This window comes from Amycolatopsis sp. (genome assembly GCF_036008905.1).
GTDB lineage: Bacteria > Actinomycetota > Actinomycetes > Mycobacteriales > Pseudonocardiaceae > Amycolatopsis.
This window is the reverse complement of the sequence record NZ_DASYMU010000075.1, coordinates 1-13,496: the sequence shown is the minus strand read 5'-3', so window position 1 is coordinate 13,496 and position 13,496 is coordinate 1. Positions and strand designations below refer to the sequence as shown.

Here is a 13,496-nt window from a genome sequence, read left to right as displayed (position 1 = left end):
CGCGGCAAGCAGGCCGAAGACGGTATCCAGCAGCTGCGCAACGAGTGCGACACGCTGATCGTCATCCCCAACGACCGGCTGCTGCAGCTCGGCGACATCGGAGTGTCCTTGATGGACGCTTTCCGCTCCGCCGACGAGGTGCTGCTGTCCGGTGTCCAGGGCATCACCGACCTCATCACCACTCCCGGGCTCATCAACCTCGACTTCGCCGACGTCAAGAGTGTGATGTCGGGGGCGGGCAGTGCGTTGATGGGTATAGGGAGCGCACGCGGTGAAGGCAGGGCCATCCAGGCCGCCGAGAAGGCGATCAACTCGCCGCTCCTCGAAGCCTCCATGGATGGTGCGCATGGCGCACTGCTTTCGATCGCGGGTGGTTCGGATCTGGGCCTGTTCGAAATCAACGAAGCCGCGTCGCTGGTGCAGGAGTCCGCCCACCCGGACGCCAACATCATCTTCGGCACGATCATCGACGACTCGCTCGGCGACGAGGTCCGCGTGACCGTCATCGCCGCCGGGTTCGACGACGGCGCGCCGACGCACAAGAAGATCGACCCGTCGACCTTCGGCACCGGCTCGCGCGGCTCCACCGCGACGGCGAGCTCCGGGCACGTCGGCACCGGCGCCACGCCGGTCCAGAGCCAGCAGAACACCGGCACCGCCGGCGACCACACCCGCAACGGCTACCCCGTCGCCCCGCCGCGCCACACCCCGGTGGGCTCGACGGGCGGCAACGGCTCGATGTCCGGCGGCCTGCCGCAGGGCAGCGCGGCCGGTCGTGGCGGCTACCCGAACCGCGGCGGCACCCCCGCGCCGCAGGGCAGCCTGCCCGGGCGCGCCCTGCCGGTCCACGACGACCCGTCCGACGACGAAGTCGACGTTCCCCCGTTCATGCGGCGGTAGTTCGCTCTTTCGAAGGGGCCGTTCCCGCGGGAACGGCCCCTTTCGTTTTTCTGCGCTCCACGCCCGTGCGAAACCCGAACCCCTCTCACCTTCCGGCCGTAAAGGCGGGAGCGTGGGAGCTTTACTATCGTTTTGCGGTAGTAAAGCTCCCTTGATCCTCCGGTTGTGGGGCTGGTGGGGCGCCTGGGGTGACGGCGGCATCGAGCGGGTGGATAGGCTCCGAGGGGGGAGCAACACGGGTGAGTGGAGGGCCGGATCTTGCGGGTTCGTCGGGTGGTCACGACCAGGGCAGGCGGCGCGTCACGGCCGCCGTACGACACGTTCAACCTGGGGGATCACGTCGGGGACGAGCCCGCCGACGTCGAAGCCAACCGCAAACGCCTCACCACCGAGCTCGGGGTGTCCAAAGTGGCCTGGATGGAACAGGTCCACGGCCGCACGGCCACGGTCGTCGACGGCTCCGAGCCGGGTCCCGCCGAGATGACCGACGCGTTGGTGACGGCTCAACCCGGCCTCGCCGTGGCGGTGCTCGTGGCCGACTGCGTCCCGATCCTGCTGTCCGACCCCGTCGCGGGGGTCGTCGCCGCGGTGCACGCGGGCCGGGTCGGCGCGCGGGTCGGGGTGGTGCCGGCGACGCTGGAGGCCATGCGGTCCGTGGGCGCCGAGACGCACCGGATCGAAGGGCTGCTCGGGCCCGCGATCTGCGGTGAGTGCTACGAGGTGCCCGCCGCGATGGCCGCCGACGTCGAAAAGCACCTCCCCGGCAGCGCCTGCCGCACGCGCAAGGGAACACCGGGGCTGGATCTCAAGGCCGGCCTCTGGCGTCAGCTCGCGGATCTGGGCGTCGGCAAGATCGGCGTCGACCCGCGCTGCACGGTCGAGGACAAGACACTCTTCAGCTACCGGCGCGACGGGAAGACCGGCCGCATCGCGGCCGTCACCTGGGTCGAGCCGTGACCGACGCCCGGCGCGCGGAGCTTGCCGAAGCGCTCGCGGCCGTCGAAGCGAGGATCGCCGCCGCCTGTGCCGCGGCGGGACGCGCGCGCGACACCGTCCGGTTACTCGCCGTGACGAAGACGTTCCCCGCGCTCGACGCCGCTTTGCTGGCCGATCTCGGTGTGCACGACCTCGCCGAGAACAAGGACCAGGAAGCGTCGGAGAAGGTCGACGAGGTCGCCAAGCTCCGCCCCGAAGCCACCCTCCGCTGGCACATGGTCGGCAGGCTCCAGCGCAACAAGGCCCGTTCGGTCGCGCGCTGGGCGGATGAGATCCAATCCGTCGACTCCGCCCGGCTCATCGACGCCCTCGCGAAAGGCGTCCACGCCGCGCGCGACCACGGGGATCGGGAGAGGCCGCTCGACGTCCTGCTTCAGGTGAGCCTCGACGGCGATCCCGCCCGTGGCGGCTGTGCCCTCGCCGAGGTGAATTCCCTGGCTGATCATGTCGCTCGATCGGGTGAACTACGGATTCGGGGCCTGATGGCCGTGGCGCCCCTCGGATCCGACCTTGATAGTGCGTTCGGGCGACTTGCCCAAGCGAGTGCCGGACTCCGCGAAGATTTTCCGGACGCGGGTGAACTCTCCGCCGGGATGAGCCGTGATCTTGAACAGGCGATCACGCACGGCTCGACCTGTGTGCGTGTCGGAACCGCGCTGCTCGGCGGGCGCGGTTTAGCCTCGCCTTAGGGAGTTCGCCCGGCGGCGCTGTTCGTATGCACTGTGATTGCTTTCGCGCCGAGCCGGGTAGCACGGTGCGGGGAGCGGCTACGGCTAGGGAGAAGGCATGAGCGCGCTGCAGAAGCTGAAGGCCTACTTCGGGATGGTTCCCGCTGATGAGGACGGGTACGACCTCGACGACGACTATCGGCGCGGCTATGCCGACGAGGACGAGTACGACTACGAAGAGCAGCCGGCGCGGACGAGGGGACGTTATCGCGCGGCGGATCAGTTCGACGACGAACCTCCCGTGCGCGCCCGTACCCGGGCCCCGCTGGCCCCTGAGTCCGCCGTACACGGCGCGTTGGCCGTGGATCGGCAACCGGATCCCGTGGCCCGGTTGCGCACTGTTCCGGAGCAGGCGAGGCCGCCGGTGCGAGACCCGCTGAGCCGGATCACCACACTGCACCCGACCAACTACTTAGAGGCACGGGCGATCGGCGAGCACTACCGCGAAGGCATCCCGGTGATCATGAATCTCACCGAGATGGACAACGCGGACGCCAAGCGTCTCGTGGACTTCGCGGCCGGGCTCGCGTTCGCGCTGCGCGGGTCGATGGACAAGGTCACCAACAAGGTGTTCTTGCTCTCACCACCCGATGTGGACGTGACCGCCGAGGATCGACGCCGTATCGCCGAGGGCGGTCTGTTCCTCCGTAACTGAGCCGGAGCGGGTTCCCGGGAGTGAGAAATTCGACTCCCGGAGGCGAACACGCCCATCCGGCTGCGTGTTTCCAGCCGACCCATGGCAGAGTGAACGTGTGGAAGCGGTCTGGCTTGTCGTCTGGTACGTCCTGTTTGCGTTCTGGCTTTTGCTTACAGCACGTGTCGTCATTGAGCTCGTTCGCGCGTTTGCGCGTGAATGGCGCCCCGCCGGAGGGGTTGCGGTAACGCTGGAGACCATCTACACAGTGACGGACCCGCCGGTCCGATTGGTCCGGCGGATCATCCCGATGGTGCGGATTGGCGGCGTCGGACTGGACTTATCGATTATGGTTCTGCTGTTGGTTGTGTTCATAGCGATGCAACTTGCCATGCCCGGGTGATGGATCGGGGAACCCGGGTTGACCTGCAGGCCATGGAGTGCGTGAGGTGATCTGATGTCGTTGACCCCCGCTGACGTGCATAACGTCGCGTTCAGCAAGCCTCCTATTGGCAAAAGGGGCTACAACGAGGACGAGGTAGATGCGTTCCTCGACTTGGTGGAGACCGAACTTGCCAGGCTGATCGAGGACAACAACGAGCTGCGTCAGCAGGTGGAACAGCTCGATGCCGAGCTCGAGTCCACCCGTGGCGAGCTCGAGTCGGCGAAGGTGAGCGTCTCCAACGCTCCTCCGCCGCCTCCGATGCGAGAGGAGCCGAGCCGCAGGTTGGCCCCGGTGCCGCCTCCAGCGTCGGCCCTCGAACAGACCCAGTCGCACCCGATGGTGGGTGCGGACAACGGCGAGCCGAATGTTCAGGCCGCCAAGGTGCTGGGACTTGCCCAGGAAATGGCCGACCGGCTCACGGCGGAAGCCAAGACCGAGTCCGACGGCATGCTCGCGGAGGCCCGGACCAAGTCCGAGCAGTTGCTCTCCGATGCCCGATCGAAGTCGGACTCCATGGTCAACGAAGCGCGTACGCGTGCGGAGACCATGTTGAACGACGCCAGGACCAGGGCGGAAACCTTGGAGCGCCAGGCGCGCGACAAGGCGACCACGATGGAGCGCGAGTCTCAGCGCAAGTACACCGAGACGATGAACAGCCTGAACGCGGAAAAGGGCACGCTGAACAAGCGGATCGAAGAGTTGCGCACGATAGAGCGGGAATACCGCACTCGTCTGCGTGGCTTCCTCGAGTCCCAGCTCCGCGAGCTCGACGACAGGGGGTCCGCGGCCCCGGCCTCGGCAGCCGCTTCGTCGAACTCGTCGACGACCGGCACCGGAAGTGGCAATGCCGGCAGCAGTGGTCAGGGCTACTCGTTCGGCCCGCGGGCCGAAGCCGGCTAGTACCGGTTCCTCGGTAGGTGATCAATACGGACTGAGACGGTTCCGACACTCCCAGTGGGAGGGTCGGAACCGTTTTTGTTTGCCGTCCGTGCTGTAATTCACCGTGCTCTACATCGTCCTCGTACTCGTGCTGGCCGCGCTCGGACTGCTGGTCACCGCACTGCTGACGGCCAACACTGTCTGGGCTTGGGTTTCCGTGGTCCTGTCGGTTTTGGCCGGATTGATCCTGCTGATCGACTGGCTGCGGCGGCGCCGCAAAAAGCCCGCCGCGGAAGCCGAGCCGGAAACGGCCGATTCCGACGATTCCGCCGACAAGGACGAAGCTGTCGACGAGGAGACGGTCGCCGGTGAACTGCCGGAGGCGGAGAAGCCGCCTGTCGCCGAGCAGACCGAGCTGATGCCTTCCGCCGGTGACCTCGACTCGTCGGCGACGGCGATCATCGTGCCGGTCCCGGAAGAGGACACCAAGGACGATGAGCCCGCCGAAGCCGCGCCTGTCCGCGCGAAGGATGACGCCGGGGATCCCGGTGAAGAGGAGACGGCCGCGGCCGATCTGCTGATCGTCTCGGAACTCGAGGACCAGGTGGTCGTCGTCGACGAGTACCCGCGCTACCACCTCGTCGAGTGCGTCTGGCTGGCCGACCGCGACACGATCCCCATCGAGATCGCCGAAGCCCGCCAGCTCGGCTTCACCCCGTGCGTCCGCTGTGGCCCCGACGCGAAGCTCTCCGCGAAACACCGAGCCAAGACCAAGTAACCCCGCGAGATGTCGACATCTCGTGATCTCTTAGGAACTGAGAGATCGCCATCTGTCGACAGATGGCGACCGGCCGGGACTGGATACAAAAGCGGGGTCACGCGATCGGGCGGCAGGTCGTTGCAAATGGCTTTGACGCGGCGCGTTAACCTGGAGACAGACAGGCGCTGATCCGGCCATCACCGGGGAGCCTCCGGAAGAACCGGGCGTGAGCCCCCAGTAGAACCGGACGGGTACGGCCCGTGACAGCCGTTGAACGAGTGGCCCGCAGCGACATCGCGGGCAAGCGGGGTGGTACCGCGGAACGTGGCCGGTGACGGCGGCGTCTCGTCCCCGTGTGGATCGCCGGCCCTTCGCCGGTGGTCTCATACGAGAGCGACGAACCGCGAGGAGCGCACCGATGTACCCCAAGGCTCAGTTCGGCGACGAAGCGACCGGACAGGTCCCGTCGCAGCCGTCGTTTCCGAAGCTGGAAGAGGCCGTGCTGGCGTATTGGGAGTCGGATCGCACCTTCCAGGCCAGCGTCGAAGCCCGCGAAGCCGGGCCCAGCGGCAGCAACGAGTTCGTCTTCTACGACGGCCCGCCGTTCGCCAACGGCCTGCCGCACTACGGCCACCTGCTCACCGGGTACGTGAAGGACCTGGTGCCGCGCTACGAAACCATGCGTGGCAAGCGGGTTGAGCGCCGCTTCGGCTGGGACACCCACGGCCTGCCCGCGGAGCTGGAAGCCATGCGGCAGCTCGGGATCACCGAGAAGGCCGAGATCGACGAGATGGGCATCGACAGGTTCAACGACGCCTGCCGCGAGTCCGTGCTGCGCTACACCGGCGAGTGGGAGGAGTACGTCACCCGCCAGGCGCGCTGGGTCGACTTCGACAACGACTACAAAACGCTCGACGTGACCTACATGGAGTCGGTGCTGTGGGCGTTCAAGCAGTTGTGGGACAAGGGACTCGTCTACGAGGGCTACCGCGTCCTGCCCTACTGCTGGCGTGACGAGACCCCGCTGTCCAACCACGAACTCCGGATGGACGACGACGTCTACCGCAGCCGCCAGGACCCGGCCGTCACGGTCGGATTCCGCTTGGAGGGCAACGGAAACGACCTCGACGGCACGTACCTCCTCATCTGGACGACGACGCCGTGGACGCTGCCGTCCAACCTCGCCACGGCCGTGCATCCCGAGGTCCAGTACGTCGTCGTCGAGCACGACGGCAAGCGGTTCCTGCTCGCCGAGGCCCGCGTTGGCGCCTACAGCAAGGAACTCGGCGAGGAGCCACCTGTCGTCGCGCGCTACGTCGGCGCCGAGCTGCTCGGAACCCGTTACGTCCCACCGTTCCCGTACTTCGTCGGGCAGGAAGGCGCGCACCGCGTGCTGTCCGCGGACTACGTCACCACCGAAGACGGCACGGGCGCCGTCCACATCGCGCCCGCCTACGGTGAAGAGGACAAGGTCGTCACCGACGCGGCCGGCATCGTCCCGGTCACGCCCGTCGACTCGCAGGGCAAGTTCGACGCGTCCGTGCCGGATTACCAAGGCCAGCAGGTGTTCGACGCGAACCCGAACATCATCAAGGATCTCAAGAACGGCACCGGTTCCGCGGCGAGCCAGGGCGCGGTGCTGCTGCGCCACGAGACCTACGAGCACCCGTACCCGCACTGCTGGCGCTGCCGCAACCCGCTGATCTACCGCGCCGTTTCGTCGTGGTTCGTCGCGGTCACGCAGTTCAAGGACCGGATGGTCGAGCTCAACCAGCAGATCACCTGGTACCCGGAGCACGTGAAGGAAGGCCAGTTCGGCAAGTGGCTGGAGAACGCCCGTGACTGGTCGATCTCCCGCAACCGCTACTGGGGCACGCCGATCCCGGTGTGGATGTCGGACGACCCGAACTTCCCGCGTACCGACGTCTACGGCTCGCTCGACGAGCTGGAGCGCGATTTCGGTGTGCGGCTGGACAACCTGCACCGGCCGTTCATCGACGACCTGACCCGGCCGAACCCGGACGACCCGAGCGGCAACGCGACCATGCGGCGCGTGCCCGAGGTGCTCGACGTCTGGTTCGACTCCGGCTCGATGCCGTACGCGCAGGTGCACTACCCGTTCGAGAACGCCGAATGGTTCGAGCACCACTACCCGAGCGATTTCATCGTCGAGTACATCGGCCAGACCCGCGGCTGGTTCTACCTGCTGCACGTGCTGGCGACGGCGTTGTTCGACCGCCCGGCGTTCCGGGCCTGTATCTCGCACGGCATCGTGCTGGGCTCGGACGGGCAGAAGATGTCCAAGTCCCTGCGCAACTACCCGGACGTCAACGAGGTCTTCGACCGCGACGGCTCCGACGCGATGCGCTGGTACCTGATGGCGAGCCCGATCCTGCGCGGCGGGAACCTCGTCGTCACCGACAAGGGCATCCGCGACTCGGTGCGCCAAGCCGTGCTGCCGCTGTGGAACTCGTACTACTTCCTCGCGCTGTACACGAACGCGGACGGCAAGGAGGGCAACTACCGGACGGATTCGCAGAACGTCCTCGACAGGTACGTCCTCGCGAAGACGCACGAACTGGTGACAGACGTCCAGTTCGCGATGGACACCTACGACATCGCGGGTGCCGCGGGCATCGTCCGCGAGTTCCTCGAGGTGCTCACGAACTGGTACGTGCGCCGCTCGCGCGACCGGTTCTGGGCGGGTGACCAGGACGCGATCGACACGCTGCACACCGTGCTCGAAGTGACTTCGCGGGTCGCGGCGCCGCTGCTGCCGCTGACCACCGAGGTCGTGTGGCGTGGGCTCACCGGTGGCCGTTCGGTGCACCTCACCGACTGGCCGAACGCCAACGAGCTGCCCGCCGACGCCGCGCTGGTCACGGCGATGGACAGGGTGCGCCAGGTCGCGTCGTCGGCGCTGTCCCTGCGCAAGGCGAACAAGCTGCGCGTGCGGCTTCCGCTGGCACGGCTGCTGGTGGCCGCGCCCGACGCGGAGACGCTGCTGCCGTTCAGCGACATCATCCGGGACGAGGTGAACGTCAAGGAGGTCGAGCTGACCACCGACGTCGCCGCGCACGGCGGATTCGAGGTCGTGGTGAACGCGCGGGCCGCCGGGCCGCGGCTCGGCAAGGACGTGCAGCACGTGATCAAGGCGGTCAAGTCCGGCAACTGGACGACGTCGGAAAGCGGCGTGGTGGCGGCCGGGATCGAGCTGGTCGACGGCGAGTACGAGCGGAAGCTGGTCGCGAAGGACTCGGGCGCGGCGGTGGAACTGCCCGGCGGGTCCGGCCTGGTGCTGCTGGACACCGACGTCAGCGCGGAACTGGCGGCCGAAGGGCTCGCTCGCGACCTCGTGCGGGTCGTGCAGCAGGCCCGGCGTGACGCCGGTCTGGACGTCGCGGACCGGATCGACCTGACCGTCGACGCCCCGGTCGAGGTCGTCGAGGCGGCGCAGGCACACGAGAAGTTCATCGCCGCGGAGACGCTGGCCGTCTCGGTGTCCTACGGCGAGGTCGAAGGCGGGTCCGCGGGGACCGTCGGCGAAGGCGTCAAGGTTACCGTGCTGGTCGCCAAGGCATAGTTCGTCCCGGAAAAACTGGCATGAACGGACCTTTCATCTCAAAAGCCGAGATGAAAGGTCCGTTCATGCCACCGGAATGAGCCGCCGGAAACGGATCACGAAAGTGCTTCGGGTTTGTTACTCTCTCGCCAGGGGAGGTCTCGCGGGCTGGGGAATCGGCAAGCTTGGCCGGGTGCGCGATCTACGCGTCTGAGCTTGGGGGAGTACGAAAAAGTGAATCCTGCCCGGAAGAAGTGGGTCCTCGGTGGAAGCGCGTTCGCGCTTGTCGCCGTTCTGGTGGCCGCGATCCTGGTGCTCAACACGGGTTCGACGCCGGAGGCGGTATCCCAAGAGGGCGCGCCGGCGGCCGGCGCGAAGCCCGCGCCCGGGCCCACCGAAATCGCCACGACCTTCCTGAAGTCGTTCTCGGACAACTACCTGGCCGGTGCCGCGGCGGTGACCGACGATGTGGTGGCCGCGCAGGCGGCGTTGACCGAGGCCAACGCGGCGCTCAAGCCGGGCAAGCTCGTGGCCACCCTGGCCCAGGTCGCCCCGGCGGCGGCCGAGTCGACGAAGACGACCGGCACGTTCAAGATGACCTGGACGTTCAGCGCGTCCGAGGCGTGGACCTACGACAACACCATGGACCTGGTCCGCAACGGCCAGAACTGGCAGGTGCACTGGACGCCCGCGCTGGTGAACCCGAAGCTCGAAGCCGGGCAGAAACTGGCCATCGGCACGGTGTCCGAGCAGCCCGCCGTGGTCGACCGTGACGGCAAGCCCCTGGTCACCGGGGCGTTCCAGGCCGCCGAGGGAAACCCCGCACCGCTGCTCCAGGCGGGGTTGCGCAAGGTCGCGCAGGAGCAGGGGACGGCTTCGGGTTCGTCCTTCTCGATCACCCGGGTCGACGCGTCGGGCAAGCCGATCGACGTCCTGTTCGGCAAGCAAGGCACCGAGGCCAAGCCGCTGACGTCTTCGCTGAGCGTCAAGACGCAGGCGGCGGCGCAGGCCGCGGTGAACGGCGCCCAGGGCTCCGCGATGATCGTCGCGATCTCGGTCTCGACCGGTGATATCCTCGCCGTGGCGCAGAACGCGGCGGCCGGTGACACCCCGAAGGCACTCAGCGGACTGTACGCCCCCGGCTCGACGTTCAAGATCGTCACCGCGGCCGCCGCGATGCAGCAGAGCGGCGTCACCGCGGACACCGTGCTGGAATGCCCGGGTTCGGCGCAGATCGGCGCCCGCACGATCAAGAACGCCGGTTTCGAGAAGCAGCCGTTGCCGCTGCACGGCGCGTTCGCCGTTTCCTGCAACACGACGTTCGCGAAGCTGGCGTCGGATCTCTCGCCGACCGGCTTGAAGCAGGCGGCGGACCAGTTCGGGCTGAACGCGGACTTCGACATCCCGGGCATCCCCACCGAGACCGGCAAGGTGGAGGCCGAAGGGAGCAAGACCGAGCAGGTCGAGGACGGCATCGGCCAGGGGACCGTGCAGGTCAGCCCGTTCGGCGCGGCCCTGATGGCCGCCACCGCCGCTTCCGGCAAGACGATCACGCCGAAGCTGTGGCACGGCATCGACACCACGGTGACGACGAAATACAGCGCGCCGCCGGGCGGGGTCACCAGCGCGCTGCGGAAGATGATGGCCGAGGTCGTTTCCGGCGGTACGGCGACGGCGTTGCGCGGCAGCGGGAACGTCGCCGGGAAGACCGGGACGGCCCAGTTCAGCGACTCCGACCTGAGCAAGGCCAACGGCTGGTTCGTCGGCTACAAGGGCGATGTGGCGTTCGCGGTGCTGCTGGAGGGCTCGAACTCGTCGACGCCAGCGCTGCCGGTGACCGCGAAGTTCCTCGCCGGGCTGTGACAGTTCTTGTATGACACGGTTCTTCTCTTGTATGACACAGTTCGGCGTGCGCCGACGCGTCGGTCCTCTAGTTTGGACTGATGGAGACGATCGCACTGGCCGAGGTCGCCGCCGTGCTGGCCGATCCCAGCCGGGCGGCGATGTGCCTGGCCCTGCTGGACGGCCGCGCGTGGACCGTGGGCGAGCTCGCCCGCGCGGCGGGCGTCGCGGCGTCGACGGCCAGTGAGCATGTTTCGCGGTTGCGGGACGCGGGTTTCGTCGCGAGTGTCAAGCAGGGACGGCACAACTACGTGCGGATCGCCGACCCCCGGGTGGCCGAACTGATCGAGCATTTGGCCCAGCACGCCGGACACCGTCCGGTCAGCGGGCTGCGTTCGTCGTTGCGGGTCAGGAAACTCGAGTACGCGCGGACCTGTTACGACCACCTGGCCGGGACGGTCGGAGTCGCGTTGCGAGACGGGATGCTGCGCACCGGCATGGTCGACTCGGGCGACGGTCTCGCGTTGACCGGACACGGCCGGGACGTGTTGGGGGAGCTCGGCGTCGAAGTCCCCGCGGGTACCCGGCGGCCGCTGCTGCGTGACTGTCTCGATTGGACAGAGCGACGCGAGCATCTCGCCGGAGCCGTTCCCGCGTCAGTACTTTCGCGTGCTGTCGCGGCGGGCTGGGTGAGCCGTGACGAGCACCGGGCGGTACGGATCCTGCCCGCCGCGCGGGAGCCTTTCGGTCGCCTCGGTGTCGAGTTGTCCGAGTTTTCCTAGTGCACTAACGGGTGACCGGCGTCTCGTCACTATCCTGAGTCCTCACAGGGCGATCGGGACTGGAGGCGAAATGGATCAGCTTCCGCTCGTTTTGGGTACGGGTGGTGCGGTTCTGCTCGTCGCCGTACTGGCCGTCCGGATCTCCACCCGCCTCGGCCTGCCGTCACTGTTGCTGTACCTGGCGATCGGTGTCCTGATAGGTGAGGCCGGATTCGGCGTCCAGTTCGAAAATCCCACACTGACCGAGTCTCTCGGTTTGGCCGCACTGGTCATGATCCTGACCGAAGGTGGCCTGACCACCCGGTGGCAGGCGGTCAAACCCTCACTGGGCGTGGGAATCGCACTGTCCACAGTGGCCGTCGGGGTCAGTATCGCGATCACCGGCACCGCGTTGCACTACCTGCTGGGCCTCGATTGGCGGATGGCGCTGCTGTGGGGGGCGGTGCTCGCGTCCACCGATGCCGCCGCGGTGTTCTCCGTGCTGCGCACGCTCGGCGTCGGGAAGAAGATCGTCGGCGCGCTGGAACTCGAATCCGGGATCAACGACGCGCCCGCGTACATCGCCGTCGTCGTGCTGGCCGGTGGGACCACAGTGGACTGGACGTTGCCGCTGCTGATCGTCTACGAACTCGGGATCGGGCTGGCGATCGGGCTGTTCTTCGGCTGGGTGGGGGCCGCCGCGCTGCGCCGGGCCGCGCTCCCGGCCACCGGCCTGTACCCGGTGGCTACCGTGGCGGTGTGCGTGCTCGCATACTCGAGCGGTCAGTTCGCGCACGCGTCCGGGTTGCTCGCCACCTACGTCGCCGCGCTGGTGCTCGGAAACTCGAAGCTTCCGCACCGCTCGGACACGCTGTCGTTCGCGGAAGGCCTCGGCTGGCTGGCCCAGATCGGGCTGTTCGTGCTGCTCGGGCTGTTCGCGTCGCCGCAGCGGCTGCTGGAATCGATCGTGCCGGGGCTGGTCGCCGGGGCGGTGGTGCTGCTGCTCGCCAGGCCGGTTTCGGTGCTGATCTCGATGGCGCCGTTCAAGATGCCGTGGCGAGAACAGGTGTTCCTGTCCTGGGCGGGGTTGCGCGGGGCGGTGCCGATCGTGCTCGCGATGATCCCGCTCGGCCAGCAGCTGCCCGGTGCCGAGCGGCTGGTCGACGCGGTGTTCGTGCTGGTCATCGTGTTGACGCTGCTGCAGGGAGCGACGCTGGGGCCGCTGGCGAAGTGGCTCAAGCTCTCCGGTGACGGCGGTCCCAAGGAGATCGAGGTCGACGCCGCGCCCTTGGACGAGCTGGGAGCCGAACTGCTCCAGGTGCGGATCCAGCAGGGGTCGAAGATGCACGGTGTCTACCTGTCCGAGCTCCGGCTGCCCGAAGGCGCGACGGTGAGCCTCATCGTCCGGGCCGGCGCCGGGTTCACCCCGCTCAAGACCACGCGGCTGCAAGAGCTCGACCAGCTGCTGGTCGTCACCACCGAATCTTCCCGCAACACCGCTGAACTGCGGCTACGGGCCGTCGACCGCGCGGGTCGTCTCGCGCGCTGGCGCGGCGAGTCGGGCAATTAGCTCGCCGTACCCGCTTGGTGGCTGACAGCTATCTGGTAACTGGTAATAAATCTTTGTGTGTTCTGCGTGTGCTCCATATGGCTTACTGTGCGCTCAATCGGGTTACCTCCAAATGGGTGAACCCTGCATGGTAGGGAGAGCTCAGAGTGACGAAGATTCAGGCGCGCTTCGGCGCCGCCGGTTCCGTGGCGGCCCTCCTCGCCGGAGTGATGCTGGGACTGCCCGCCGCCGCCGAGGCGGCGCCCTTCCCGGCGATCGGCCTGCCCTTCGCGGCCGGTCAGCAGGTCTACTCCGCCGGGATCCACGCCGACAACGGCGACAGCGGGGTGAAGAACGCGATCGACTTCACGCCCACCGACCAGACCGTGCGGGCACCTCTCGCCGGCGTCGCGCACCTTCAGCGCTGCGCCGGCGGCGAC

Annotated in this window: 11 protein-coding genes and 1 pseudogene; all 12 read left to right on the top strand. The window is 67.7% G+C overall.

Annotated features, from left to right (window positions below; translation table 11 throughout):
- Positions 1-900 (top strand): cell division protein FtsZ (locus VGP60_RS14385; protein ID WP_327548488.1); only part of this gene is annotated, 900 nt, incomplete at its 5' end.
- A 258-nt stretch (positions 901-1,158) separates the two neighbouring features.
- A complete protein-coding gene (gene pgeF / locus VGP60_RS14380) occupies positions 1,159-1,857 on the top strand; it encodes a peptidoglycan editing factor PgeF (RefSeq protein ID WP_327548487.1) in 699 nt (232 codons plus the stop codon).
- Entirely contained in the window at positions 1,854-2,585 is a 732-nt protein-coding gene (locus tag VGP60_RS14375; protein ID WP_327548486.1) for a YggS family pyridoxal phosphate-dependent enzyme, read from the top strand. Before pgeF ends, VGP60_RS14375 begins: the two co-directional genes overlap by 4 nt.
- 97 nt (positions 2,586-2,682) lie before the next feature.
- Positions 2,683-3,279 carry a cell division protein SepF gene (locus tag VGP60_RS14370; protein WP_327548485.1) on the top strand — a complete coding sequence of 199 codons (597 nt, stop codon included), beginning with the start codon at positions 2,683-2,685 and terminating at the stop codon, positions 3,277-3,279.
- Between the two features lie 97 nt (positions 3,280-3,376).
- Complete coding sequence (locus VGP60_RS14365) at positions 3,377-3,661, top strand: YggT family protein (RefSeq protein WP_327548484.1); 285 nt, start codon at positions 3,377-3,379, stop codon at positions 3,659-3,661.
- A 54-nt stretch (positions 3,662-3,715) separates the two neighbouring features.
- Positions 3,716-4,603, top strand: a complete 888-nt coding sequence (locus VGP60_RS14360; protein WP_327548483.1) for a DivIVA domain-containing protein — start codon at positions 3,716-3,718, stop codon at positions 4,601-4,603.
- Positions 4,604-4,706: 103 nt separating this feature from the next.
- Positions 4,707-5,360 carry a hypothetical protein gene (locus VGP60_RS14355; protein ID WP_327548482.1) on the top strand — a complete coding sequence of 218 codons (654 nt, stop codon included), beginning with the start codon at positions 4,707-4,709 and terminating at the stop codon, positions 5,358-5,360.
- A 400-nt stretch (positions 5,361-5,760) separates the two neighbouring features.
- Complete coding sequence (gene ileS / locus VGP60_RS14350; protein WP_327548481.1) at positions 5,761-8,925, top strand: isoleucine--tRNA ligase; 3,165 nt, start codon at positions 5,761-5,763, stop codon at positions 8,923-8,925.
- A gap of 213 nt (positions 8,926-9,138) precedes the next feature.
- Positions 9,139-10,767: a penicillin-binding transpeptidase domain-containing protein gene (locus tag VGP60_RS14345; protein WP_327548480.1), complete on the top strand. Its 1,629-nt coding sequence runs from the start codon at positions 9,139-9,141 to the stop codon at positions 10,765-10,767.
- An 80-nt stretch (positions 10,768-10,847) separates the two neighbouring features.
- Entirely contained in the window at positions 10,848-11,528 is a 681-nt protein-coding gene (locus VGP60_RS14340; RefSeq protein WP_327548479.1) for a helix-turn-helix domain-containing protein, read from the top strand.
- Between the two features lie 70 nt (positions 11,529-11,598).
- The gene (locus tag VGP60_RS14335; RefSeq protein WP_327548478.1) at positions 11,599-13,077 is read left to right on the top strand and encodes a potassium/proton antiporter; all 1,479 of its coding nucleotides are present in this window, start codon (positions 11,599-11,601) and stop codon (positions 13,075-13,077) included.
- Between the two features lie 146 nt (positions 13,078-13,223).
- Positions 13,224-13,496 (top strand): annotated as a pseudogene (locus tag VGP60_RS14330) (M23 family peptidase); the annotation flags it as partial.

What these genes read in the sequence shown, in the direction of transcription:
- VGP60_RS14370 (WP_327548485.1), top strand. Translation starts at nt 2,683, where the DNA reads ATGAGCGCGCTGCAGAAGCTGAAGGCCTACTTCGGGATGGTTCCCGCT.
- VGP60_RS14360 (WP_327548483.1), top strand. Translation starts at nt 3,716, where the DNA reads ATGTCGTTGACCCCCGCTGACGTGCATAACGTCGCGTTCAGCAAGCCT.
- ileS (WP_327548481.1), top strand. Translation starts at nt 5,761, where the DNA reads ATGTACCCCAAGGCTCAGTTCGGCGACGAAGCGACCGGACAGGTCCCG.
- VGP60_RS14340 (WP_327548479.1), top strand. Translation starts at nt 10,848, where the DNA reads ATGGAGACGATCGCACTGGCCGAGGTCGCCGCCGTGCTGGCCGATCCC.
- VGP60_RS14335 (WP_327548478.1), top strand. Translation starts at nt 11,599, where the DNA reads ATGGATCAGCTTCCGCTCGTTTTGGGTACGGGTGGTGCGGTTCTGCTC.